The organism is Paradevosia shaoguanensis, assembly GCF_016801025.1.
Classification (GTDB): Bacteria; Pseudomonadota; Alphaproteobacteria; order Rhizobiales; family Devosiaceae; genus Paradevosia; species Paradevosia shaoguanensis.
The window spans coordinates 1,939,167-1,962,087 of sequence record NZ_CP068983.1 but is presented as its reverse complement, the minus strand read 5'-3'; the positions used below and the strand labels follow the sequence as shown (position 1 = coordinate 1,962,087).

At 67.4% G+C, this 22,921-nt stretch carries 24 protein-coding genes and 1 tRNA gene; 9 read left to right on the top strand and 16 right to left on the bottom strand.

What is annotated here, in order from left to right:
- Positions 1 to 38: 38 nt before the first annotated feature.
- The 3 genes from JNE37_RS09285 to htpX all read right to left on the bottom strand — a co-directional run bounded on the left by JNE37_RS09285 (position 39) and on the right by htpX (position 4,067).
- Complete coding sequence (locus tag JNE37_RS09285) at positions 39 to 1,679, bottom strand: heparinase II/III family protein (RefSeq protein ID WP_246513662.1); 1,641 nt, start codon at positions 1,677 to 1,679, stop codon at positions 39 to 41.
- Positions 1,680 to 1,763: 84 nt separating this feature from the next.
- The gene (locus tag JNE37_RS09280; RefSeq protein WP_203066044.1) at positions 1,764 to 3,071 is read right to left on the bottom strand and encodes an RsmB/NOP family class I SAM-dependent RNA methyltransferase; all 1,308 of its coding nucleotides are present in this window, start codon (positions 3,069 to 3,071) and stop codon (positions 1,764 to 1,766) included.
- A gap of 6 nt (positions 3,072 to 3,077) precedes the next feature.
- On the bottom strand, positions 3,078 to 4,067 hold the full coding sequence (gene htpX, locus JNE37_RS09275; protein ID WP_203066360.1) for a zinc metalloprotease HtpX: 990 nt from the start codon (positions 4,065 to 4,067) through the stop codon (positions 3,078 to 3,080).
- A gap of 111 nt (positions 4,068 to 4,178) precedes the next feature.
- On the opposite strand from htpX, the gene JNE37_RS09270 reads away from it, so the two are divergent.
- From JNE37_RS09270 to JNE37_RS09260, 3 genes are read left to right on the top strand one after another with little or no spacing between them, the layout of a single operon-like run.
- A complete protein-coding gene (locus JNE37_RS09270; protein WP_203066043.1) occupies positions 4,179 to 4,379 on the top strand; it encodes a DUF1674 domain-containing protein in 201 nt (66 codons plus the stop codon).
- 60 nt (positions 4,380 to 4,439) lie between these two features.
- The gene (locus JNE37_RS09265) at positions 4,440 to 4,670 is read left to right on the top strand and encodes an AbrB/MazE/SpoVT family DNA-binding domain-containing protein (RefSeq protein WP_203066042.1); all 231 of its coding nucleotides are present in this window, start codon (positions 4,440 to 4,442) and stop codon (positions 4,668 to 4,670) included.
- Positions 4,660 to 5,055: a PIN domain-containing protein gene (locus JNE37_RS09260; RefSeq protein WP_203066041.1), complete on the top strand. Its 396-nt coding sequence runs from the start codon at positions 4,660 to 4,662 to the stop codon at positions 5,053 to 5,055. Before JNE37_RS09265 ends, JNE37_RS09260 begins: the two co-directional genes overlap by 11 nt.
- Here JNE37_RS09260 and JNE37_RS09255 read toward each other — a convergent pair.
- The 5 genes from JNE37_RS09255 to tsaD all read right to left on the bottom strand — a co-directional run bounded on the left by JNE37_RS09255 (position 5,052) and on the right by tsaD (position 8,303).
- Entirely contained in the window at positions 5,052 to 5,456 is a 405-nt protein-coding gene (locus JNE37_RS09255; protein WP_182399030.1) for a DUF1761 domain-containing protein, read from the bottom strand. The two genes, JNE37_RS09260 and JNE37_RS09255, sit on opposite strands and share 4 nt — an antisense overlap.
- Before the next feature lie 70 nt (positions 5,457 to 5,526).
- Positions 5,527 to 5,946 (bottom strand): EVE domain-containing protein, encoded by a 420-nt coding sequence (locus JNE37_RS09250; protein WP_035037291.1) that lies wholly within the window; start codon positions 5,944 to 5,946, stop codon positions 5,527 to 5,529.
- Position 5,947: 1 nt separating this feature from the next.
- Positions 5,948 to 6,241 carry a YciI family protein gene (locus JNE37_RS09245; RefSeq protein ID WP_203066040.1) on the bottom strand — a complete coding sequence of 98 codons (294 nt, stop codon included), beginning with the start codon at positions 6,239 to 6,241 and terminating at the stop codon, positions 5,948 to 5,950.
- Between the two features lie 3 nt (positions 6,242 to 6,244).
- On the bottom strand, positions 6,245 to 7,213 hold the full coding sequence (locus JNE37_RS09240) for an NAD(P)H-dependent glycerol-3-phosphate dehydrogenase (protein ID WP_203066039.1): 969 nt from the start codon (positions 7,211 to 7,213) through the stop codon (positions 6,245 to 6,247).
- Positions 7,203 to 8,303 (bottom strand): tRNA (adenosine(37)-N6)-threonylcarbamoyltransferase complex transferase subunit TsaD, encoded by a 1,101-nt coding sequence (gene tsaD / locus JNE37_RS09235; protein ID WP_203066038.1) that lies wholly within the window; start codon positions 8,301 to 8,303, stop codon positions 7,203 to 7,205. Before tsaD ends, JNE37_RS09240 begins: the two co-directional genes overlap by 11 nt.
- A 32-nt stretch (positions 8,304 to 8,335) precedes the next feature.
- Between tsaD and hemC the strand changes: the two genes are divergently transcribed.
- From hemC to JNE37_RS09210, 5 genes are all read left to right on the top strand, one after another.
- A complete protein-coding gene (gene hemC, locus JNE37_RS09230; protein ID WP_203066037.1) occupies positions 8,336 to 9,283 on the top strand; it encodes a hydroxymethylbilane synthase in 948 nt (315 codons plus the stop codon).
- Positions 9,280 to 10,014, top strand: coding sequence for a uroporphyrinogen-III synthase (locus JNE37_RS09225; protein WP_203066036.1), 735 nt, complete (start codon positions 9,280 to 9,282; stop codon positions 10,012 to 10,014). The genes hemC and JNE37_RS09225 overlap by 4 nt, the downstream gene beginning before the upstream one ends.
- A 26-nt stretch (positions 10,015 to 10,040) precedes the next feature.
- Positions 10,041 to 11,231, top strand: coding sequence for a COG4223 family protein (locus tag JNE37_RS09220; RefSeq protein ID WP_203066035.1), 1,191 nt, complete (start codon positions 10,041 to 10,043; stop codon positions 11,229 to 11,231).
- On the top strand, positions 11,228 to 12,583 hold the full coding sequence (locus tag JNE37_RS09215) for a heme biosynthesis protein HemY (protein ID WP_203066034.1): 1,356 nt from the start codon (positions 11,228 to 11,230) through the stop codon (positions 12,581 to 12,583). Before JNE37_RS09220 ends, JNE37_RS09215 begins: the two co-directional genes overlap by 4 nt.
- Positions 12,584 to 12,677: 94 nt before the next feature.
- A tRNA-Thr gene (locus JNE37_RS09210) sits at positions 12,678 to 12,753 on the top strand.
- 352 nt (positions 12,754 to 13,105) lie between these two features.
- Here the strand turns inward: JNE37_RS09210 and JNE37_RS22615 are convergent.
- The 3 genes from JNE37_RS22615 to JNE37_RS09200 form a co-directional block, all read right to left on the bottom strand.
- Positions 13,106 to 13,291, bottom strand: coding sequence for a transposase (locus tag JNE37_RS22615; RefSeq protein ID WP_246513600.1), 186 nt, complete (start codon positions 13,289 to 13,291; stop codon positions 13,106 to 13,108).
- Positions 13,288 to 13,896 carry an IS110 family transposase gene (locus tag JNE37_RS09205; RefSeq protein ID WP_246513598.1) on the bottom strand — a complete coding sequence of 203 codons (609 nt, stop codon included), beginning with the start codon at positions 13,894 to 13,896 and terminating at the stop codon, positions 13,288 to 13,290. The genes JNE37_RS22615 and JNE37_RS09205 overlap by 4 nt, the downstream gene beginning before the upstream one ends.
- A 388-nt stretch (positions 13,897 to 14,284) precedes the next feature.
- On the bottom strand, positions 14,285 to 18,964 hold the full coding sequence (locus JNE37_RS09200; RefSeq protein ID WP_203066033.1) for an NAD-glutamate dehydrogenase: 4,680 nt from the start codon (positions 18,962 to 18,964) through the stop codon (positions 14,285 to 14,287).
- Positions 18,965 to 19,191: 227 nt separating this feature from the next.
- Here JNE37_RS09200 and leuC point away from each other — a divergent pair, with 227 nt between their 5' ends.
- Positions 19,192 to 20,604 (top strand): 3-isopropylmalate dehydratase large subunit, encoded by a 1,413-nt coding sequence (leuC, locus tag JNE37_RS09195; RefSeq protein ID WP_203066032.1) that lies wholly within the window; start codon positions 19,192 to 19,194, stop codon positions 20,602 to 20,604.
- Between the two features lie 124 nt (positions 20,605 to 20,728).
- Here the strand turns inward: leuC and JNE37_RS09190 are convergent, their stop codons facing one another.
- From JNE37_RS09190 to JNE37_RS09170, 5 genes are all read right to left on the bottom strand, one after another.
- Entirely contained in the window at positions 20,729 to 21,043 is a 315-nt protein-coding gene (locus JNE37_RS09190) for a hypothetical protein (protein WP_052015900.1), read from the bottom strand.
- 68 nt (positions 21,044 to 21,111) lie between these two features.
- Positions 21,112 to 21,378 carry a hypothetical protein gene (locus JNE37_RS09185; protein WP_035037275.1) on the bottom strand — a complete coding sequence of 89 codons (267 nt, stop codon included), beginning with the start codon at positions 21,376 to 21,378 and terminating at the stop codon, positions 21,112 to 21,114.
- Between the two features lie 113 nt (positions 21,379 to 21,491).
- Positions 21,492 to 21,782 (bottom strand): hypothetical protein, encoded by a 291-nt coding sequence (locus tag JNE37_RS09180; RefSeq protein WP_035037272.1) that lies wholly within the window; start codon positions 21,780 to 21,782, stop codon positions 21,492 to 21,494.
- A 110-nt stretch (positions 21,783 to 21,892) separates the two neighbouring features.
- Positions 21,893 to 22,348 (bottom strand): hypothetical protein, encoded by a 456-nt coding sequence (locus JNE37_RS09175; protein ID WP_203066031.1) that lies wholly within the window; start codon positions 22,346 to 22,348, stop codon positions 21,893 to 21,895.
- Positions 22,345 to 22,731 carry a DUF6152 family protein gene (locus JNE37_RS09170; protein ID WP_035094793.1) on the bottom strand — a complete coding sequence of 129 codons (387 nt, stop codon included), beginning with the start codon at positions 22,729 to 22,731 and terminating at the stop codon, positions 22,345 to 22,347. Before JNE37_RS09170 ends, JNE37_RS09175 begins: the two co-directional genes overlap by 4 nt.
- Between the last annotated feature and the right edge of the window lie 190 nt (positions 22,732 to 22,921).

Here is a 22,921-nt window from a genome sequence, read left to right as displayed (position 1 = left end):
GGCTCGCTAGCACGGCAGGGCGGTAATGTGAACCGGGATCAGCCCTCTTCGAGGGTGAAAATCCAGGCGATCTCGTGCCCGGGCTCGACCGGGGCCTCGAGCACGATCTGGCGCGTGCGGTGGAGGCCGAAATGGGCCGATTGGCGCACGCTCTCCTCCTCGCGCATCTCCGCACCCTCCCAGAGGAAGGTCCAGGTGGTGCCGCTCGAGAGGTAGACGCGGGCGATGTTCTCGCTCGTGCCGTGCCAGATCTCGGCGCCAGGCGCCAGGTGAAAGCGCAGCGTCACGACACCCGAAACCTCTTCGCCCGCCACGAGCGCCTTGTCCTGGCCGACCAGCGTGCGGCCGTCGTTGAGCAGCGTCATCCGCCGCTCCAGTGTCACGCCGAATTCGGCCTCGTAGCCTGCCGTATGCAGCACGAGGGATTGCTCCTCGGCATCGAGGCTCGCTTCGATCGCCGGGGCGAGGCTGCGCAGGTAGCCGTTGAGCGGCCCTCGTTCGGTGAGCTCGTCGGCCGAGCGCGCATTGATGGTCGGGCCGGTATGGGCGGTGCCGCCGCGGAAGAGCGGCTTGCTGTCGGGCAGTTCGGCCGGGGCCGGGCCGCAATTGCCGACGATGAGTTCGGTGCCGTGCGAAAATTCGAAGGCCATGGCGCTCGACGTCGCGTCGCCCGAAAAGGCGAGGTCGGGCACGAGGCCGGCATCGGCGATAAGCGTGGCGGGGCCGCAGACCAGCCGGCCATAGCCCGAAAGCAGCCGGCTGCCGCCGTCGCGCCGCCGTTCGGGGCTCTGCGCCTGCACTGCCACCAGGAGGTCATGGGCGATCTGCCCCGTCCCGTTGAAATAGGCCGGCTCGCCCGAACCCAGCGTCAGCGTGTCGAGTGCGCCGTGCATGGCATCGACGATCGTACCCAGTTCGTGCGCAAGGTCGGCATGGTCGCGGATGAGCGCCAGGCGGATGGTTGCCGCCTCGACGAGGAGGTTCAGCTGAATGCGGGCGCTGCGCGAGCGGTGAAGGCCATCGGCGTCCACCTGCTTTTCGAGGACCTGGCGCAGGCGCGTGGCGTATTTCTCGACGTTCCCGCGCCCCTCGTCGTCGCAGAGCGCGGCGCCGACCAGGGCTGCGGCGACAAGTGCGCGTTCATGGGGCACGGTCACGAAGCGGGCGCGGACCTTGAGCGATTGCACCTGCGTGCCCAGCACGCGGGCAATGCTCGAAGCCTGTTCGGGCGTGGCGCCCTCGGTCAGCAGCGGATAATGGCGCAGCCAGTTGAGCACGCGCTGGGCGGTGAGACCGGGCGCCCAGCTATCGGGGTCGAACTGGCCCTCGCGCCCGATCCAGTCGAGCACGAGCGTGCGGGCGAAGCGCTTTGAGCCTTCATCGCGCACTTCGCGGAAATGGCGAAGCCAGGCGAAGCCGTGCAGCGCCTGCAGCCAGTCCTCGTGGTCGACATCGATCGAGAACGGGGACGTGCCTTCGGTATCCACGAGCTTGGAGGCAAGCAGGTAGCGGCCCTGCATCATGTCGATGACGGTTTCGGTATCGGCGGGCCGGAATTCGGGCAGGGAACCGGCAAAGGCGTCTTCGGAAAGGCCCTGCCAGGTCCAGCGCAGAAGCGGCATGGTCGCCGCATAGCCGATGGCCCCGGAGGTCCAACGCCATGCGAGGAACCGAATCACACTCAACAAATACGCGCCCTCTCAGAGCCCCGGCCGGAGAATCTAGCGCTGAGGCGTAGAGAACCGGTAAAGACTTTCCAACCCCTAACCGCCCAGACGGCGGAAACGTGCGACAAAAAACCCGTCGATACTGCCTTCGACGCCCTCGGGAAGGTCGAGCCCGGGGTGGATGCGGACGGTGCCGTCCGGCCGAAGGGCGGGTGCCAGCCAGCCGAGTTCTTCGGCGGCCACGGGCAGGAGTTCAAGCGATTTGAGGTGTTCTGCGACCCAGGCCACCTGTTCCTCGCCCTCTTCCGGCTCCAGCGAGCAGACGCAATAGACAAGAACTCCGCCCGGATTGAGGCAGTCGACGGCGTTGGCAAGGAGCTGGCGCTGCAGCTGCGCGCGGCCCGCAACGTCCCTGTCGCTGCGGTGCCAGATGACTTCCGGGTGCCGGCGGAATGTGCCGGTGGCGGTGCAGGGGGCATCGAGGAGGATTGCGTCGAACCGGCTGGCCGGGCGGAAGCTGGCGGCGTCCCCGATGGCGATCTCGGCGGCAAAGCCGAGGCGGCTGAGGTTTTCCGTCAGCCGTTCGACGCGCTGGGCGTCGCTGTCGAGCGCGGTCACGGCATAGCCGGCATTGACGAGCTGGGCGGTCTTGCCGCCCGGGGCGGCGCAGAAATCGGCGACGCGTGCGCCGGTATCGGCCGTGACCAGGCGGGCCGGCACGGCCGCCGCGGCGTCCTGCACCCACCAGCGGCCTTCGTCATAGCCGAAGAGCGCTTCCACCGGCCGGTCGCGGCTGGCGATGCGCACGGTATCGAGGCCCAGCGGGGTCGCGCCCAAGGCCTCGATGAGTTCGGAATCCTCTGCCTTGAGGGTCAGGTCGAGCGGGGCGCCTTCGAGCAGCGCCGTGGCGAAGCGCTCGACATTGGTCTCGCCATAGGCCTCCACCCAGCGGGCGCGCAGGGCCGCGGGCAGCAGCAGGTCGTCGCCGAGCCCGGACAGGCGCGCCGAATTGGCCTGCGCCCGGCGCAGCACTGCATTCATGAGGCCCGCAAGGTGGCGCGCCTTGGGGTCGGCCTTGACGGCTTCGACCGCCAGGAACAGCGCGCTGTGGGCGCCCAGGTCCGGCAAGAACAGCAATTGGGCAAGCGAGAGACGCAGCACGGCCTCGAAGCTGCCCGCCTTCTTGGGCAGGCCGCGGTCGAGCAGTTCGCCGAGCGCCACGTCGATCTGGCCATGGCGGCGCAGGGCCGTCGTCACCAGCCGGTTGGCCAGCGCGCGGTCGCGACTGTCGGCGATCTCGGCGGCCGAGAACGGGGCAAAATTGTTGCCGCCGAGCACGGCGCGCAGCCGTTCGGCGGCAAGGAGGCGGAGCTTGAGCCCCGGCGGGTTCTTCTCTTTGGGCAAGTGCGGTTAACCCCAGGGTCCACGCGGCGGCCCGCTGCGGCTGCCGTCGTCATCATTGCGTCCCGTCGGCGGGACGCGCCAGCCTGCGCGCACATTGTCTTGGGTGAAGGCGTTGGGCTCGGAGCGACGGCCCTTGTCGTCGACATGCATCGATTCGGCAAGTTTGCGCAGCTCGTTGATACGGTTGCCGGTATCGGGGTGGGTGGAGAAGAGGTTGTCCATCCGTGCGCCCGAAAGCGGGTTGATGATGTAGAGATGGGCCATGGCCGGGTTGCGCTCGGCGCCGGCATTGACGGTGCGCGGCGCGGCCGTGGCGATCTTGGAGAGCGCCGAGGCCAAAGCCAGCGGGTCGCCCGAAATCTGGGCGCCGTCGCGGTCGGCCTCGTATTCGCGGGTGCGGCTGATGGCCATCTGCACCAGCATGGCGGCCAGGGGGGCGACGATCACCGCCAGCAGCACGCCGATGCCGCCGAGCGGGTTGTTGCGGTTATCGCTGTTGCCGCCGCCGAAGAAGAGGCCGAACTGGGCCAGCATCGAGATGGCGCCGGCTATGGTGGCGGTGATCACCATGGTCAGCGTGTCGCGGTTGCGGATATGGGCAAGCTCATGGGCGATGACCCCGGCGACTTCGCCCGGCTCCAGCCGCTGGAGGAGGCCCGAGGACACGGCCACCGCCGCATTCTGCGGGTTGCGGCCGGTGGCGAAGGCATTGGGCTGGTCGGTATGGATGAGGTAGACCGCCGGCGTCGGGATGCCGGCATTGCGCGCCAGCTGCTCGACCATGCGGTAGAGGTCGGGCGCGCGACGCTCGTCGACGGGCTCCGCATTCTGCATGCGCAGCACCATCTTGTCGGAGTTCCAGTAGCCGAAAAGGTTGGTCACCACGGCCACGCCGAAGGCGATCATCATGCCGCTGGTGCCGCCGATGAGATAGCCCACGCCCATGAAGAGGGCGGTCATGCCTGCCAGGAGAATGCCGGTGCGGAACGCGTTGATCATGTGCTTGTGATCCAGGGACCTCGACTTGGAGAATTCCCCAATTATGATGGTCCCTGCCTCGTCTGCATACAAGAGCGTGGCCGCCGCATTGTCACTTCGAGCCGTCCGATGAACGACACCCCCGTTTTCGATTCCCTGCGCCGCAAGCTCTCGCCGGCCGCCCGGCGGGCCCTGGCCGAAGCGGAAGCCCGCCGCGCGCAGATCGACTCCCGCACCAAGGACGCCCCTCCCGAAGAAGGCGGCCGAGGCGGTCTCGAACCCAACCGCTACGGCGACTGGGAGATCAAGGGCCTCACCAGCGACTTTTGATTTCCTTGCACCGAGCGATTTTGGATATACATACTTGAGAATGTATATCCGAGGTGCATCATGCTGGTTTCCAAATGGGGTAATAGCCTGGCCGTGCGGCTGCCCGCCTCGGTGGTCGACGCACTCGATCTCAAGGAAGGCGACGAGGTGACGCTGCGCATCGAGGACGAGCGGGATTTCGTGGTCGAGCGCAAGCCCGGCCGCGCGCAATTGCTCGAACGCCTGCGTAAGCATCGTGGAATACTGCCCGCCGATTTCGTGTTCGATCGCGACTGCGCCAATGAGCGGTAGCTTCATCGACACCAACATCCTGCTCTATGCGCTCTCCGCCGACCGGCAGAAGGCCGACCGGGCCGAAGCGGTCCTTTCGGCGGGCGGCATCGTCAGCGTACAGGTGCTCAACGAGTTTGCCGCGGTTGCGCGGCGCAAGCTCGGCCTGCCCTATCCGGAGATCGCCTATCTCCTTGCGACCTATCGCGGGCTTGTCGAGGTCAGGCCGCTGACCGTCGAAATCCACCTCGCCGGGCTAGCCCTTGCCGGCGAGCACGATCTCTCCATCTATGACGCGATGATAGTCGCTTCCGCCCTCGAAGCGGGCTGCGATGTCCTCTATTCGGAGGACATGCAGGCCGGGCGCGTCTTCGAGGGCCGGCTGCGGCTGGTCAATCCGTTCTAGCCGAAAAGCCCGATCACGAGGCCCTGGACGATCAGCACGCCGAGCAGGTAGCCGCCGTCGATGAGGGTGAGGGACCATTTCTGGCCCTGGTAGCGGTGGTTGAGGATCATCGAGGTGATGACGAAGCCGACCCACATGTGGATGCCGCACCAGATGCCATTGGCGACGTCGGTCGAGCCGAAAAGCTTGGGCGTCAGGAGCGCGACGAAATAGGCCATGACGAACTGGACGACGACCGACCAGATATAGGGGCTCGGATCGCTCGAATTGAGCTCGTCGCGGGTCTTGCCCAGCGCCGCGAGCCATTGCCTGGAAAGGCCCATATACCAGACGACGCCGAGCGCCATGCTGGCGACCGTGGCCAGCACGATGGCCAGCCAGTTGACTGCAAGATGATCCATTCTCTCCTCCACGGCCGCTCGGGCGGCCGGGAGGAATTATGAACGGCTATGGCTAGCCAAAGGTAAACGGCTAGAGGCCGCCCAGCTTGCAGATATAGTTCCATTCCTCCTCGGTCACCGGGGAGACCGAGAGGCGGGAGAGCTTGATCAGCGCCATGTTCGCCAGGAACGGATCGGCCTTGATCTGGGCGAGCGTCACCGGCTTGGGCAGGGGCTTGTCGGCGGCGACGTCGACGCATTCCCAGATGACCTTGCCGTTCTCGATCTCGGCGGTGGAATCGGGATGGGCTTCATTGACGATGGTCATGATGCCCACGATCTCCTTGCCGATATTGGAGTGGTAGAAGAACGCCTTCTCGCCCTTTTTCATGGCCTTCATGTTGTTGCGCGCGGTGTAGTTGCGCACGCTGTGCCATTCCTCGATGGGTTTGTTGGTCAGGTCGGTGAAAGAAAAGACGTCCGGCTCCGATTTCATCAACCAATAGGCCATGTCAGCGCCCCGCTGCCTTGTTGATGGTCAGCGCCCAGCGGCTGACCTCGTAGGATTCGAAAATGCCTTCGCGCACGAAGGGGTCCTGCTCGAAGAGCGCGCGGGCGGCCGCGAGGTCCTCGGCTTCCACCACCATGAAGCTGCCGGTGGATTTGCCTTCCTCGGTCTGGAAGGGTCCGGCCATCACCAGCCGGTCGCCCAGGCTGTCGAGATGCTCGAGGTGCTTGGGGCGCACGGCCAGGCGCTGTTCGAGAGCGCCGGCCTTGTCCTTGGCGACGAGCGAATAGAGCGGCATGTATCAGGTCTCCCTCTTGAGCGGCCGGGCCATCAGGCCCGCCACGATTGACGAAATGCTGGTCCCGCCTGCGAGCAGCAGGTTTACCGCCTCGATGAGCGGGGCGTCGATATGAAGCTTGCGGGCGAGGTCGCGCGCGACAGGGGCCGTCGCGACCCCCTCGGCCAGCCCGATGCCCTCGAGCGTTTCCCCGCGCCCGAGCGCCAGCCCGGTGCGGTAATTGCGCGATTGCACCGAGGTGCAGGAAAGCGTGAGGTCGCCGATGCCGGCAAGGCCGGTCAGCGTGGTGGGCGATCCGCCGAGTGCGCTCACCAGCCGGGACATTTCGGCATAGGCGCGGGCGAGAAAGGCGGCGCGGGCAGAGGCGCCGAGGTCTGCGCCCTCCACGGCCCCGCAGCCGAGCGCATAGACATTCTTGAGGCTGCCGGCCAGCTCCACCCCGATGATGTCGTCGGCGGCATAGGGCCGGAAGGTCGGTCCAGCGAGTGCGGCGGCAAGCGGCTCGGCATCGGTGCCGGCCAGCGTCACGGCGGTCGGCCGTCCGGCGGCGACATCGGCGGCAAAGCTCGGGCCCGAAAGCACATAGGGCAGCGCGGTCGGCGCGACGCTTGCCAGGATCTCGCTCTGGCGCAGGAGCGTATCGTGTTCGAGGCCCTTGGCCGAGAGCACTACCGGCTTGCCGGCGAAGAGCTTCGGCTCGCTTTCCAGCACGTCCCGGCTCGCCTGCGCGGGGACGGCGAGGATGATGAAGTCGGCTGCCCCCGCCGCATCGAGGTCGGCATGGCCGGTAATCGCCGGGTGCAGCGAATGGCCGGGCAGGTGCCGCTCATTGGTGTGGAAGGCGTTGATCTCGCTGGCGAGGTCAGGCGAGCGGCCATGGAGCGAGACCTGCCGGCCAGCCATGGCGGCAGCCTGCGCGAGCGCCGTGCCCCAGGCCCCGGCGCCGATGACGGCCACAGTCTCAAGCGCCATGGTGCAGCCCCATATCGTACGAATCGAGCGGCCAGCGCGGGCGGGCCACGAAATCGAGCCTGTCGGTATCGCCCAGCGCCAGCCGTTCCGCCCCGGCCCAGGCAACCATGGCGCCGTTGTCGGTGCAGAGCGCGGGCGGCGGGATGACGAGCTCGGCGCCTGCCGCCTGCGTCACTTCGCGCAGGGCCGCGCCGATCGCCTTGTTGGCGGCGACGCCCCCGGCCACGACGATCCGTGCCGGCTGGCCCGGGAATTCCGCGTTGAAGCGCTCCAGCGCCTGGCGCGTGCGCGTGCCGATAATGTCGGTCACCGCGCGCTGGAAGCCGGCGGCGATATCCCAGGCATCCTGGTCGGTGATGGGCGCGATGGATTCGGCGGCCAGCCGCACCGCGGTCTTGAGCCCCGAAAACGAGAAATCGAGCCGGCTTTCGTGCAGCAGCGGGCGCGGGAAGCGGAAGCGGCGCGAATCGCCCTTGAGCGCCGCCTTTTCCACCTCGGGGCCGCCCGGATGACCGAGCGAGAGGAGTTTTGCCACCTTGTCGAAGGCTTCCCCCAGGGCGTCGTCGATCGTCGTGCCCCAGCGCTCGTAGTCGCCAACCCCGCGCACCAGCACGAACTGGCTGTGTCCACCGGAAACCAGCAGCATCAGGTAGGGGAAGGCGACGCCATTGGTGAGCCGCGCCGTCAGCGCGTGGGCTTCCAGGTGATTGACAGCGACCAGCGGCTTGCCGAGCGCAGCGGCCAGGGCCTTGGCGGTGGTGAGGCCCACCAGCACGCCCCCGATCAGGCCGGGGCCGGCGGTAGCGGCGACCGCGTCGACGTCCTTGAGCTCGATTCCGGCCTCGGCGGTCGCCTGCGCGATAATGTGATCGAGCCAGGCGACATGCGCCCGTGCCGCGAGTTCGGGCACCACCCCGCCAAAGGCGGCATGCTCGTCGAGCTGGGAGCGCACGACGTTCGAGACGATCCGCCCCGTTCCGTCGGCATTGCGCACGACGATGGCCGCGGCGGTTTCGTCGCAGCTCGTCTCTATGCCCAAAATGGTTTCAGTCGCTTGCCCGTTCACGTCGATCTGGTCTATGGCCTTCATGCCGCCTTGGCCTACAATAGGACAGCGCTCAATTGCAATCGCACGCCCCCTTCCTTCGCATCGGTACCCGCGGCTCCCAGCTCGCGCTCGCACAGGCCAATCTGGTCCGTCGCCTGCTCGCGGAGGCGCATGGCGTCAAGGAAGATGCCATCGCGGTCGAGGTGATCACCACCAGTGGCGACCGCATCACCGACCGTCCCCTGAGCGAAGTGGGCGGCAAGGGCCTCTTCACCAAGGAGATAGAGGCAGCGCTGCTCGATAACCAGATCGACCTCGCCGTCCATTCGTCCAAGGACGTAGCCACCCGCCTGCCCGCAGGGCTGGAGCTGGCCGCCTTCCTGCCGCGCGAAGACGTGCGCGATGCCTTCGTCTCGCTGGTCGCCAGGGATCTCGACGGGCTGCCGCAGGGCGCCCGTTTCGGCACGTCCTCGATTCGTCGCGCCGCCCAGATCCTGCGCGTCCGCCCGGACCTGCAGATCGTCGGCTTCCGCGGCAATGTCGACACGCGCATCAAGAAGCTGCGCGACGGTATCGCCGATGCCACACTCCTCGCCGCCGCCGGCCTCAACCGGCTGGGCCGCAGCGCCGAGGTCACGAGCCTTCTCGATCCGCGCCGCTTCCCGCCCGCGCCCGCCCAGGGCGCCATCGGCATCGAAATCCGCGCCGACGATGCGCGTACCCGTATGCTGGTGGGCGCGCTCGATCATCGCCAGACCCATGATGCACTCCTCGCCGAGCGCGCGCTGCTCGACGTGCTCGACGGCTCCTGCCGCACGCCGATCGCGGCGCTGACGACGCGCGAGGGCGACCAGATCGTGCTGCTCGGGGAGATCCTCAGCCCCGATGGCCGCACCGTCTTCGAGCTCGAACGCCGCGGCGCTGCCGCGCAGGCAGGCGATATCGGGCGAAGCCTGGGCGAAGAGCTCAAGGCCATGGCCGGGCCGGAATTCCTGGCGCAATTCGGAGAACGAGAGCGATGACCACCATCCTGGTCACGCGTCCCGAACCTGATCTCGGCCATTCCACGGTGCGCCTGCGCGCGCTCAACCTCGATGCCGTCAAGCTGCCGCTGATGCGCCGCGTGACGCTGTTCCACGACCTGCCGCCCGCCGAGGGTTTTGGCGGCATCGCCATTTCCAGCGCCAATGCCCTGCGCGCGCTCGACGAGCGCGGCGCCGTGCGAGCCTACGAAAATCTCCCCGTCTTCGCGGTGGGCGACGGTTCGGCGCGCGAGGCGCAGTTCCTCGGCTTCACCGACGTGCGCAGCGCCAATGGCAGCTTCGAGGACCTCGTCACCCTCATCGCCGAAAGCCGGCCGACCGCGCCGATCTTCTATCCCTCGGGCTCGCGCCTGAGCGGCGATCTCAATGCGGCGCTCGGCGCTCACGGGGTCGGGGTCATCCGCGTGCCGGTCTATGAGATGGAGGAGGCCGAAGAGGTCCCCACGGCCATTATCGAACAGATCCGCGATGGCCTTATCGATGCCGGCCTCTTCTATTCGCGCCGCACCGCCGCGATCTTTGCCGATCTCACCCGCGCCGCGCTCGGCGAGCGCGGGCTCGAGGATTTCGGCGCGCTCTGCATCAGCCGCAAGGCGGCGGAACCCCTGGTGGAAGCCGGGTTCAAGCGCGTCCTCGTGGCCGAGCGCCCGGACGAGGAGGGGATGATGGTCCTCGCGCTGGCTTTTGCGCGGGCGCAAAACGCGTCATAATTCTTTGCCGCAACAGGATTCTTGCCATGGCTGAGCGCAATACCGGGCCGGTTAAGCCACCCGTTCTCGATCTTTCCGCGCGCGACACCACGGCGCGCGAAGAGGGCGCCAAGCCGGGTGCCGAAAGCGCTGCCAAGCCCAATACCGAGTCCAAGCCCGCCACCCCTGCCGCCAGGAAAGCCGATGGTCTCCACTGGAATACCGCCCTTGCCGGCATCGTCGGCGGAGCGATTCTCGGCACAGCCCTGACCTATGGCCTTTTCGTCGCCGGCATCATTCCGCGTCCGGCCGCCGAGGCCGATCCACGCGTTGCCGCGCTTGAAAAGCGCCTCGCCGAGGCCGCCGACAGCAGCACCGCTAGTCTGAATGCCCTCCAGCAGCGCTTCGTCGCTCTCCAGAACGATCTCAATGCCAGGCTCGAAGCCGCCAACGAGGCGCTCAAGGCCGCCGGCGACCGCCCGGCTGCCGCAACTCCCGATCTTTCCGGCCTCACCGCCCAGATCGACGAATTGCGCGCCCGGATCGAAACGCTCGGCGCCAATGCCGGCGGTGCGACGGGCGAAGCGTTGACCGGAGACGTCAACAGTCTCCAGCAGAACCTCGCCGCCCTTTCGGGCAAGCTCGGCGCGCTCGAGGAAAAGGTCGGCACCACCGACAGCAAGGTCGCCGAATTGTCGGCCGAAGCGCAGAAGACACCCGAACTGCCGGCCGCGCAATTGCCGCTTCTCCTCTCGGGCCTCGAAAGTGCCTTCGATACCGGCCGGCCTTTCGCCGCCGAACTCGACGGCCTGCGCGCCGTGGCGCCCGAAACCGCCATTCCGCAATCGCTGACCGAGCGGGCGCCGCAAGGGCTCAAGCGTCCCGACGAGATCACGCGCGAATTCGATGCCGCGCTCCCCGATATTCTCGCCGCCACCCCGCAGCAACCCGATGCCGGCTGGGATCAGGCGACCATCGACTGGCTCAGGGCTATCTTCGCCTTCCGTCCGGCCGGCGAGATTGCCGGCAACACGCCCGAAGCCGTCGCGTCCCAGTTGGAAGCGGCCATTTCGCGTCGTGACTACCGCAATGCGGTGCGCCTGCTTGCGGCTTTGCCTGAAGCCATGCGCGCGCCGGCCGAGGGCGTCGCCGCCGATATCGCGGCGCATGCCGATGCCGATGCGCTGCTCGATTCCCTGCGTGCCAGGGCACTGGCCCCCGCGGGGACGACGCCATGATCCGACTGGCAAGCTGGATCATCGGCAGTCTCCTCGTCGCCGCCGCCATCGCCTGGATCGTGAGCCTCCCGGGCACGATGAGCCTGGAAGCGGGCGGCTATCGCATGCAGCCGCGGCTCGGCACGGCGATCTTCGTCGTCGTCGTGGTGATCGTCCTCGTCATCGCTATCTGGGCCATCATCCGGCGCATCATCGGCGCCCCGGCCAGCTTCTCCAAAGCCAGCCGGCAGCGCCGCAAAGACCAGGGCGTCGAGGCCTTGTCGGAGGGTTTCATCGCGCTCCAGGCCGGCGATCCGGTCCGCGCCCGTTCGCTGGCGCGCGACGCGCAGGCGCGTCTCCCGGACAATCAGGCGGCAAAGCTGCTCGAAGCCAGGGCCGATCTGGCGCTGGGCGACATGTCGGCGGCCCGCGAGCATTACCGCGCCCTCATTGCCAACCAGCGTACGGCCGTGGCCGCGCTCTCCGGCCTTTACGAGCAGGCCCAGGCGCAGGGTCGCAAGGATGCGGCGCTGACCTTTGCCCGCAAGGCCGCGGCGCTGTCCCCGGCGCCCGAATGGGCGAGTTCGGCCGTCTTCGACGATCTCACCGCCAATGGCAAATGGGCCGAGGCCCTGGCCATGGTCATGGCCCATCCCTCGCGCAACCGCGAGGAGCGCGCCCATCTGCGCCGCCGCCAGGCCGTGCTTGAGACCGCCATGGCGCGCGAGGACGAAACCCGCGATCCGCAGGGCGCGCTCAGCCATGCGCTCTCGGCGCTCAAGCTCCTCCCCGATTTCGTGCCGGCCGCCCTGATCGCGGCCCGCATCGAGGCCAATCGCGGCGAGACGCGCAAGGCCATGAGCCTTCTTCGCCGCGTCTACCGCGCCACCGGCCATCCCGATGCTGCCGGCCTTTACGGCAACATCGTCCACGGCGCCTCCGCCGTCGAACGGCTCAAGCGCGTGCGTGAACTCATCGACCTGCCTCCCGCCAGCCGCGCCGCCGCCCTGGTCCTCGCCCGCGCCGCCGTCGATGCCTTCGACTGGAGCCTGGCGCGCAATGCGCTCGCCAATTACGCCTCGAACGAGCCCAGCCAGGCCGTGTGCCTGCTCATGGCCGAGATCGAAGAGGGCCAGAACGGAGACCAGGGCAAAGCCCGCGAATGGCTCGCCCGCGCCGTACGCGCCCCGCGCGATCCGGTCTGGACCGCCGATGGTGTCACCAGCGACGAATGGGAGCCGGTTTCGCCCATTACCGGCAAGCTCGACGCCTTCGAGTGGAAAGTCCCGGTCAGCGCCGTGGCCACCCGCGCCGTCGAAGCCGCCCCGCCCGCAGCCGAGCCCGTGCCGGGTCCGGCTCTGCCCGGCGCCTGAAACCGGCATCGCAAAGCCGCGAATTGGCCCTTGCGCCTTGCGGCGCGCGCCAGTAAAAGACCGCCGATCGCTTCGCCTTTTCGGCAAACGGTCCGCCGCAGTAGCTCAGTTGGTAGAGCACGTCATTCGTAATGATGGGGTCGGGGGTTCGAGTCCCTTCTGCGGCACCACTTCTCCCAAAATCGCCGGGTTTTCACGAAGCGCTCCGTCAGGACGGCGCCGAAACGTGCTGCGTGCAGGCACGCTGTTTTCGGCGCGGCCATCCTGCGTTCGCGGGTACCAGCACCCAGCATATTCGGACCTAGACCTAGACCCGTATCCCATTTCCCCGAACCGCGCCCCACCCCTTACTTCCCCGGGCGAAGACCCGGCAACTGTAATCAGGTTGCGAAGGGGTTCGTGCTCTGAGCATGGCGTTGAGGGTGACGAGGAGCTTTCTGGCCAGGGCGATGAGGGCGAGCTTGGCCGGTTTTCCGGCCTGCGGCAGCCGGTGATAGAAGGCGCTGGCCGGCGATTGCGTCCTCAGGGAGGCGACGGCGGCCATGTAGAGGGCCTGGCGGACGCGGCGACGGCCACATGGATGGATCGCTGCCCGCGCCGCGTGCCGCTGTCGTTGTTGAGCGGCGCCAGCCCGGCCAGGGTGGCGATCTGCTTGCCCGAACGTCGGCCCAGTTCGGGCATCTGCGCCAGGAGCACGGCGGCAGTCACCGGCCCCGCCCCGGGCAGCGAACGTACCAGGTCCTGCTCGGCCTTGAGCGCGGTATCGGCCTGGATCCGCGCGGGATGGCGGTTTCGATCCTGACGATGGCCGCATCGAGCCAAGCGATGGTCTCGTCCAGGCTGTCCCGGACAAGGCTCGTCTCCCCAGCCTCGCTCCGGCGCCCCTTCTCCTGGGCGCGCATGGCGACCAACTGGTCGCGGCGGCGACTGAGAAGGGCCAGTTCTTCACGCTCGGGGGCAGGCAGCGGATCGGCCGCCAGGTTCTGGGCCCGCCCCATCCGGGCGAGCATGGCGGCATCGAGCGCATCGGTCTTGGCCAGGTGCCCGCCGACGCGGGCGAAGTTGCGGGCCCGCCTGGGGTTGACCCGTACATGGCCGATCCCGGCCCGCGCCAGCTCATGACGCAGGGTCTTATCATAGATGCCGGTCGCCTCCAGCACCACGATGGTGCTCTCCCCCTCAAGGGTCTGGGCAAAGGCGGCAATGACATCAGCCGTGTTGGCGATCCGCTGCACCCGCTGGCCGGTGGCGGAGGCAATATCCAGCCAGACTTTCGAAACGTCGATTCCAATCCAGGTCGGTGATAGTGTCATGGGGTCTGTCCCTGTGATGCGAGGTCCGCTGTGGACGGCCTCGTGCAACTGTTGAGGTGTGTGTCCAAGCGGGCGGGGACCCGTGCCGGGTCACGGTCTCAATCGACCTGGGGCCTAACGGTCTCCCGCCCGCAACCATCATGGCACAACCCCGTTACACAGGGGCCTATTGCACCCCGCCACCCGAGTGGCGGCATCCGTGGGCCCCGGGGTCTTCGCCCGGGGAAGTTCCGTGGTGGGGAGGGTTCCAGGTGGATGACCGACCCGGACACCGTGGTTGGAGTCCCCACCCTCCCGGCAAGCAGCAGGCGCCGCGTTTGAGGCTCACCCCCACCCCGACCCTCCCCGCAAGGGGGAGGGAGGGTTGGGGCATGGCCGTAGCCTCGAGTTACGTCCCGCTGGCGAGGTCGGCCAGCAGGCCGGCGGCTACGGAGAGGCGGGAGACGGTGAGTTCGCCCTGGGTGATGTCGGCGACGGCCTTGGCGGTGCGGCCGACGGCTTCGGCGCGGCGGGCGCGGTAGGCGTTGGGGTCGCCGCCTTCGGCGAGGACGTCGGCGGAGAGATCGCGCAGGGCGCGCCAGAGGTTGGCATTGGCGCGGTCGAGCGCCATGCGGTCGAAGCGGTCGGCGAGGACGAGGTCGCGGGCGCGCAGCAGAATATCGCCGAGATCGAAGAGTTCGAGCACCCCGAAGAACGCCTTGGCGGCGGCGACCGGCGGTACGCCGTTGCGCCCGGCGGTGAAGACGATGTCCGTCGAGAACGAGAGCGTCGAGAGCGCCGCGATGCGTTCGGCCAAAGCCTTGGGTGTGCCGCCGGCCCGAAAGGCCTCGGCCTTGCGGGCGACGCTGGCCTTGAGGTGCGGCGGCAGCATGCCGGGGAGTGCCTGGCGCAGTTCGTCGACGCCGGCCTTGTAGCGCTCGACCAACGGCGCGAGGCCATCAGCGAAGCTGGCATTGCGCAGGAACCAGAGGCTTTCGCGCCGCAGCAGCGCCTCGACCTCGGCATAGAGCGCGAGCTGGGTCGCGCCCTCGATGCGGCCATCCTGCCCGTCGATCTCGGCATTGAGCGCGGGGAGCCCATAGGCATCGCGCGCCGCCGCATAGGCGAAGGCGACATCTGCAGCCGTGGCGCTGGTCGCCGCCATCATCTGGCGCACATAGGCCGGGCCGCCGCGATTGATCATGGCATTGGCGAGCACCGTGGCGATGACCTCGCGCCGCAGCCGGTGGCTGGTCACTGCCTCGGGATAGGTGGTGTTGAGCGTTTCCGGGAAATAGCGGAAGAGCTCGCGCCCGAGATAGGCGTCGTCGGGCACGCTCGAAGCCAGGAGCTCGTCGTAGAGCGTCAGCTTGGCATAGGCGAGGAGCACGGCGAGTTCGGGCCGGGTCAGGGGCTGGCGCGCGGTTTCGCGGTCGTTGAGCACGGCATTGGAGGGTAGGAATTCCACCGCCCGGTTGAGATGCCCTTCACGTTCGAGCGTAAGCATCAACTCGCGGTGATCGGGGAACTCGGCCATGCCGCGCCGCTCGGTGAGCGAGAGCGCCAGCGACTGCAGGTAATTGTTGCGCAGGCAGAGCTCTGCCACTTCCGGCGTCATCTGCGCGAGGAAGACATTGCGCCCCTCGGTATCGAAGACGCCAGCGCGCACCAGCGTGCCGAGCGCGATCTTGATATTGACCTCGAGGTCCGAGGAATTGACGCCGGCCGAATTGTCGATGGCGTCGGTATTGAGCCGGCCGCCGGCCAACGCGTATTCGATGCGCCCGCGCTGCGTCATGGCAAGGTTTGCGCCTTCGCCCACGACCTTTGCGCGCAGGTCGCGGCCGGCCACGCGGATGGCGTCGTTGGCGCGATCGCCGACATCGGCGTCGCTTTCGCCCGCGGCGCGCACATAGGTGCCGATGCCGCCGAACCAGAGAAGATCGACATCGGCCCTGAGGATCGCCGTCATGACCTCGGCCGGAGTGAGCGCGGCCGCCGTGACGCCCAGTGCCTTGCGGGCTTCGGGCGAGAGCGGGATGGACTTGGCCGTGCGCGAGAAAACGCCGCCGCCGCTGGAGATTTTGGACTTGTCATAATCCTGCCAGCTCGACCGCGGCAGCGCGAAGAGGCGCTTGCGCTCGGCATAGCTTTTGGTGGCATCAGGATCCGGATCGATGAAGATGTCGCGATGGTCGAAGGCCGCCACGAGACGGGTGGCCTTGGAGAGCAGCATGCCGTTGCCGAAGACGTCGCCCGACATGTCGCCGACGCCGACCACGGTGAACGGCTCCTTCTGGATGTCGCGGTCCATCTCGCGGAAATGGCGCTTGACCGCTTCCCAGGCGCCGCGGGCGGTGATGCCCATCTTCTTGTGGTCGTAGCCGGCCGACCCGCCCGAGGCGAAGGCATCGCCCAGCCAGAAACCGCGCGAGAGCGCGATGGAATTGGCGATATCGGAGAAGCTGGCCGTACCCTTGTCGGCGGCGACGACGAGATAGGGATCGTCGCCATCGCGCCGCAGCACACCGGCCGGCGGGACGACATGGTCGCCTTCGAGATTATCGGTAATGTCGAGGAGCGAACCGATGAAGATGCGGTAGCAGGCGGTGCCTTCGGCCTGGACCACGTCGCGCGCCGCGCCCTTGGGCATGAGTTTCGGCACGAAGCCGCCCTTCGCGCCGACCGGGACGATCACCGCGTTCTTGACCTGCTGCGCCTTGACGAGGCCGAGCACCTCGGTGCGGAAATCCTGGGGCCGGTCCGACCAGCGGATGCCGCCGCGCGCAATGGCGCCGAACCGCAGGTGCACGCCTTCGACGCGTGGGGAATAGACGAAGATCTCGCGATAGGGGTGCGGCTCGGGCATGCCCTCGACCGCGACGCAATCGAACTTGATGGCGAAGGCCGGGCGCGGGGCGCCGGCTTCGTCGCGCTGATAGGCATTGGTACGCAGGCTCGCCTCGACGAGATTGGCGAAGCGCTTGAGGATGCGTTCCTCATCGAGCGAAGTGGTGGCGCCAAGCGCCTCCTCGATACCTGCCCGCGCCGCATCGGCCTGCCGACCGCCGGCCTTGACCGCCGGGTCGTGGAGGGCATGGAAGAGCGCCACCAGATGGCGCGCCGCCGCCGGTTGGGCGGAGAGCACGTCGGCGAGATAGGCGTGCGAATAGGTGATGTTGAGTTGGCGCAGGTAGCGCGCCAGGGCGCGCAGGATGGCGATATCCTGCCAGGCGAGGCCCGCGCGCACGACGAGGGCGTTGAACCGGTCGCTTTCGGCGAGGCCATCCCAGACGGCGAGAAGCGCTGCTTCGAGGCTCTCCCCGAGCCTGCCCAGATCGACAACGCCGCCATCGGCGGGGACCAGCACCATGTCATGCAGGAACCGGCCGATGCCGTCGCCGGCCTTGATCGTATAGGTGCGCTCGTCGATGACGCGGAAGCCGAAATTCTCGAGCAGCGGCACGCGGTCGGAAAGCGGGATGGGGCTGCCGCGATGATAGAGCTTGAGTCCCAGATTGCCGTCGGCAAGGCCCGAGGGGCCGAAATCGACGGCGATGCGGGCATCGTCGCGCAGGCGCTCGAAAATGCCGATATCGACCAGAGCCTGGGCCGGCGTGCTGTGCGACTGGTAGGCCGGCGAGAAAGCATCGCGATAAAGCGCAGCCGCCCCCGGATCCTTGGCCTCGGCCATCAGTCGGTCGCCGAAATCGCGCGAGAGCGCGGTGATATCGGCTTCGAGCTTGCCGCGATCGGGCCGCGGCGTCTTGCCGGCATCGCGCCCGATGATGAAGTGCACCCGGACGAGATCGCCCTCGAGGAAATGCGGATACCAGGCCGAGACGCGCCCGTCATAGGCCTTGGCGAGGTAGTCCCCGATCCGTGCGCGGTTGTCGGCGTCGTAGCGCTCGCGCGGCATGTAGAGGAGGATGGACACGAAATTGTCGAAGGGATCGACGCGCGGCAGGACACGCACACGCGGCCGGTCGCCCAGCGCCGCGATATCGGTGGCGAATTCGGTGAGCTCATCCATGCCGACCTGGAAGAGCTCGTCGCGCGGATAGGCGGCCAGCGCATGAAGCAGGGTCTTGCCGGCATGGCCATTGGCGTCGAGCCCGGCGCGGCGCACCACCTCGGCGATCTTGGCGCGCACCAGCGGCACCTCGGCATGCGGCTGGTTGAGCGCGTGCGAGGTGAATAGGCCGAGCACCCGCAATTCGCCGGTAACCTTGCCTTTGTCATCGAAAAGCTTGATGCCGACATAGTCCATGTGCGAGCGGCGATGCACGCGCGCCCGCACATTGGCCTTGGTGACCATGAGCGGAGCGGCGGACTTGAGGAACGCCTTGTGCTGTGGCGTCATCTCGACGAATTCCGCGCCCGCGCGCAGGAAGCGATAGGCGGGATCGCGGAGGACGCCGAGGCCGCTTTCCGGCTCGGGTTCGAGCACGCCATCGGCGAGCCGGTAATTGCGGGTGCCGAGGAAAGTGAAATTGTTGGCCTCGAGCCAGGCGATGAAGGCCTGCGCCTCCTCGCGCTCGGGCGAGGGCCGGGCATTGGCGAGCGACGCTGCCGCGGCATCGAGCCGGGCGGTCATGGCAGGCCAGTCGGCGACCACCGCCGCCACATCGCGCATCGACGCCTCGATCTCACCGGCGAGTACCGCCAGCTCGCCCTCGGCCATGGGCTCGATGAGCACGGTCAGGACGCTGAGCGCATCCTCTCCGGCCCCGAGGATCGGATGGCTGACGAGGCGAACCTGCCCGCCCCGCGCGCGGATGGCGCCGAGGACGGAATCGACGATGAACGGCTTGTCGCTCGACAGCACCGCCACCGGCACGGCGAGCGTGGTGCCGATGCGCAGCGGCGCGCCGATGCGGATCAGGGGATCGCTCCCCTCCGCCTCGGCGATCAGGGCATGGGTGCCGCGCAAAGCCGTTTCGAGATCGGCGGACGAAAGCGCGAGGAGATCGTTGGGATCGGTGGCGCGTTGCGCCGCGGACAGGAAGGTTTTGAGATCGGGAGCCGCGCCCCCCGTCTTGTGCTTGCGCGCCGGGCCTTTCGGCCCGGAAGTATTGGCAACCGGCATCGACCGCTCCACGACTCGCCCTCGCCCCTCAGACTGCTTTGGGTGGCACCAAAAGTCGAGGGCGGCAGACCCCTACCTTTGGCTTGGAGTGGCAACAGAAGAGTGACAGCATCGAGACGCGCGTAGCGCTTGCAATCGCGCCGGGCCACCCTATTCTTGATTCTGCGTGGGCAGCGGCTTAGAACCTCCCGCGCAAGCCCAATTGAAAGGCCTTAGGTATCTCGCCGATGAGCAAGAGCAGGACGCTATACGACAAGATCTGGGACGACCACCTGGTCGGCACCAACGAGGACGGCACGGGCCTCCTCTATATCGACCGTCACCTGGTGCATGAAGTCACCAGCCCGCAAGCGTTCGAGGGCCTTCGCATTAATGGCCGCAAGGTACGCGCTCCCGAGCGCACCCTTGCGGTTGTCGACCACAACGTGCCCACCACCGACCGCCGCAACGGGATCGACGATCCCGAGAGCGCGCTGCAGGTGGAGACGCTGGCGCAGAACGCCAGGGATTTCGGCATCGAGTACTATGACGAACTCGACCGCCGCCAGGGCATCGTGCACATCGTCGGCCCCGAGCAGGGCTTCACCCTGCCCGGCATGACGATCGTCTGCGGCGACAGCCACACTTCGACGCACGGCGCCTTCGGCGCCCTGGCGCACGGTATCGGCACCTCCGAAGTCGAGCACGTGCTGGCCACCCAGACGCTGGTGCAGCAGAAGGCCAAGAACATGCTGGTGCGCGTGGACGGCAAGCTGCCGGCCGGCGTCACCGCCAAGGACATCATCCTTGCCATCATCGGCGAGATCGGGACGGCGGGCGGCAACGGCCACGTCATCGAGTTCGCCGGCGAAGCCATCCGTTCGCTCTCGATGGAAGGCCGCATGACGGTCTGCAACATGACCATCGAAGGCGGCGCTCGCGCCGGCCTCATCGCGCCGGACGAGACGACCTTCAACTACATCAAGGGTCGCCCGCGCGCACCCAGCGGCGAAGCCCTCGACATGGCCCTCGCCTACTGGAAGACGCTCTATTCGGACGATGGCGCCCATTTCGACCGCACGGTCGTGCTCGACGCCGCCAACCTGCCTCCGATCGTCTCCTGGGGCTCTTCGCCCGAGGACGTGGTCTCGATCCTGGGTGAAGTGCCCGACCCCGACAAGATCGAGGACGCCAACAAGCGCGCCTCCAAGTGGCGGGCGCTCGAATATATGGGCCTCGTCCCCGGCATGAAGATGACGGACATCGCCGTCGACCGCGTGTTCCTGGGCTCGTGCACCAACGGCCGCATCGAAGACCTGCGCGCCGCCGCGGCAGTCGTGCGTGGCCACAAGGTGCGCGAGGGCGTCAACGCCATGGTCGTGCCCGGTTCCGGCCTCGTTAAGGAACAGGCTGAAGCCGAAGGCCTCGACGTGATCTTCAAGAATGCGGGCTTCGACTGGCGCGAGCCGGGCTGCTCGATGTGCCTGGCCATGAACGCCGACAAGTTGAAGCCCCAGGAACGCTGCGCTTCGACCTCGAACCGCAATTTCGAAGGCCGCCAGGGCTTCAAGGGCCGCACCCACCTGGTCTCGCCGGCCATGGCCGCGGCGGCGGCAGTTGCCGGCCACTTCGTCGACATCCGCGCGTGGCCCCAGCACTAAGCTTCGGTCCTTTGGATTTTTGGGGGCGCGTGCCGAAAGGCGCGCGCCCTTTTGTTTGGGCGCGAATACGGGCCCGTGACCTCTGTGCCCCGGTCTTGGCCGGCGAGGAGCGGTCAGGAACGCGTCAATCCATGGGATTGTCGGCCAGCGAGACGAATTCGTAGGTGTTGTCGAGGCTTCCGGGGATGTCGTCGGGGACGCGTAGGCCCAGATTCTGCTTCTTGAGCTCGGCGATCCACTCATCCCAGGACACGAGGTCAAGGCCGCCCGGCCGATCCTGGTCCTGGGCTTCGCCGGAATTGAGCAGGTATTGGTCGAAGGCGATCTGCAGGATGACCTTGGTGCGGCTGCCGCTGGGTAGCTCGGCCATTGCCGGCTGGCCGGAACGGGCTTCGGCCCAGGTACGGATATCGGCGGGCTCGGTCAGGATCAGGGACAAGGCAGGCTCCATCTCGCTGGTTCGATAACCGAGCTTACACCCGTTGCCGCCCCGCGCGACAGAAATCGTCAGGCCCCGTTCCCGCGCTTGACGAATTCGAAGTCGCTCCCCACCCCGGCATCGTCGAGGATATTGAGCGCCAGGTTCTGCCGATCGAGCTCGGCCAGCCATTCCTCCCAGTCATGCGCGCTCTTGGCCGGGCGTCCATCGAAGGTGATCTGCAGGAGCCGCTGCCGCCGCCCCTCCGCATCCATGCCCGCGCCGAAACGCGGCCGGCCCGCATGGGCCGCCACCCAGCGCCGGATATCGCCGTGCCTGGAAAGTATGTGGGACAAATCTGCCTCCGCTCGCCTGCCCGATCATGCTGGCAGGGACACCGGAACGGGTCGAGTCGGGGCGAGCGCGCAGGGCGCCGCTAGGATGGCGTTAAGGACCGGCGTTCGGCCGGTCAGTGCAGGTCCTTGCGGTCCACCAGCTCGCAATGGCTGGCGGTGACCCTCAGGGCTAGATGCTGGCGGTCGAGTTCGGCAAGCCAGGCGGTCCAGGACACCGGGCTCATGCCATCGTCCTGGCCGGGCGTGACATCGGGCACCCGGCGCGGCCGGCTGAAACGCAGATGGAGTTCGGACTGTTCGTGGCCCAGATGGTTCCGGACCCGGGCGATGGCTGGAAGGCCATTGCGCGCACTGACCCAATTCTGGATATCGCTATGGCGCGTCAGTACGTGAGTATCTTTCATGACGGCTCCCCTCCTTCATCAGATACTGAACGAGAGGTTAAGCTGATTTGTTCCGCATTAATATGACAGCGGCCCTGCCTCTTGGCAGGCGGGGGATAAGCGGTGCGTAACTAGTCGAGAAAGCCGACGAACCGCCCCGCCACGAGCACCCCGAGCCAAAGCACGGCCGAGAGTGCGGCGGCCGGTTTGCGCAGGATGCTCTGGGGGCTAAAGGCGAGGAAGATCAGCGCGTTGACGAGGGCCAGCGCCAGCAAGACGAGCTTGAGGCGAAAGACCGGATTGGCGATGTAGTCGACCGGCCGCACCGAAAACAGCAGGAAGCCGGAAGCCAGCGCCAGGACGAGCGCGAAAATGGTCACCGGGCGCAGGAGCGCGATAACAGCTTGTTGACCGGGCGAGCGCCCCCAGAAGCCGAGCACGCTCGCATCCATGAGCAGCACGCTGGTGAGCACTGCCCCGATGGCGAGGATGTGGAGGGCGTTGACGAGCGGATAAAGCCAGACCGAGGTCTTGAGGAACAGCCCCGGCCCCCATTGGGCCAGCTCCGCCGCCAGCGCCTCGATCATGCGCCCTCGATCGCCTTGGCGCGGTCGGGATAGACGTCGTAGGTGGCGCCGTTGACGATGACGCGCACCGCCTTCATGCGCGTTTCGCCGTGGTCGCTCGACCGGTTGCCGATGGCGGTAACCTCATCGCCCGCCTTGGCGGACGCCTCGGTGAAGCCGGCGGCATTGGTCGGCGCGAGCGGGGCGAGCTCGACCCGCCAGATCGTACCCTCGACATCGACATCCATGGTGACGTGGGGATTGCCGACATAGATGTCCTTGATGATGCCTTCGAGCTGGAAGAAGCCGGTTTCCGTCCAGCTCCAGCCGTGATGGGCAAAAGCCGGCCCGGCAAAGGCGGGCGAAGCGAGCAGAGCGGCGAACAGCAGGGATCTCAGTTTCATCCGTACCTCCTCTTGCACGATGGGGAGGGTAGGTGAGGAGGTGGGCTGGAGCAAGGCAGGGGGATTCTGCCGGCACGTCCAGCTTGGAGGTTCTGATTTGAGGGCGGAGAGCGCGATGAAGCGCATTCCCGAATTTGCCTCGCAATTTGCAATCGCCCTCTCGCAATTCGCAACGAACCCGGCCCCTGGA

Coding starts and splice junctions, on each gene's coding strand:
- JNE37_RS09270 (WP_203066043.1), top strand. CDS start 4,179: ATGAACGACACCCCCGTTTTCGATTCCCTGCGCCGCAAGCTCTCGCCG.
- JNE37_RS09265 (WP_203066042.1), top strand. CDS start 4,440: ATGCTGGTTTCCAAATGGGGTAATAGCCTGGCCGTGCGGCTGCCCGCC.
- JNE37_RS09260 (WP_203066041.1), top strand. CDS start 4,660: ATGAGCGGTAGCTTCATCGACACCAACATCCTGCTCTATGCGCTCTCC.
- JNE37_RS09255 (WP_182399030.1), bottom strand. CDS start 5,456: ATGGATCATCTTGCAGTCAACTGGCTGGCCATCGTGCTGGCCACGGTC.
- JNE37_RS09250 (WP_035037291.1), bottom strand. CDS start 5,946: ATGGCCTATTGGTTGATGAAATCGGAGCCGGACGTCTTTTCTTTCACC.
- JNE37_RS09245 (WP_203066040.1), bottom strand. CDS start 6,241: ATGCCGCTCTATTCGCTCGTCGCCAAGGACAAGGCCGGCGCTCTCGAA.
- JNE37_RS09240 (WP_203066039.1), bottom strand. CDS start 7,213: ATGGCGCTTGAGACTGTGGCCGTCATCGGCGCCGGGGCCTGGGGCACG.
- tsaD (WP_203066038.1), bottom strand. CDS start 8,303: ATGAAGGCCATAGACCAGATCGACGTGAACGGGCAAGCGACTGAAACC.
- JNE37_RS09225 (WP_203066036.1), top strand. CDS start 9,280: ATGACCACCATCCTGGTCACGCGTCCCGAACCTGATCTCGGCCATTCC.
- JNE37_RS09220 (WP_203066035.1), top strand. CDS start 10,041: ATGGCTGAGCGCAATACCGGGCCGGTTAAGCCACCCGTTCTCGATCTT.
- JNE37_RS09215 (WP_203066034.1), top strand. CDS start 11,228: ATGATCCGACTGGCAAGCTGGATCATCGGCAGTCTCCTCGTCGCCGCC.
- JNE37_RS09205 (WP_246513598.1), bottom strand. CDS start 13,896: ATGACACTATCACCGACCTGGATTGGAATCGACGTTTCGAAAGTCTGG.
- JNE37_RS09200 (WP_203066033.1), bottom strand. CDS start 18,964: ATGCCGGTTGCCAATACTTCCGGGCCGAAAGGCCCGGCGCGCAAGCAC.
- leuC (WP_203066032.1), top strand. CDS start 19,192: ATGAGCAAGAGCAGGACGCTATACGACAAGATCTGGGACGACCACCTG.
- JNE37_RS09180 (WP_035037272.1), bottom strand. CDS start 21,782: ATGAAAGATACTCACGTACTGACGCGCCATAGCGATATCCAGAATTGG.
- JNE37_RS09175 (WP_203066031.1), bottom strand. CDS start 22,348: ATGATCGAGGCGCTGGCGGCGGAGCTGGCCCAATGGGGGCCGGGGCTG.
- JNE37_RS09170 (WP_035094793.1), bottom strand. CDS start 22,731: ATGAAACTGAGATCCCTGCTGTTCGCCGCTCTGCTCGCTTCGCCCGCC.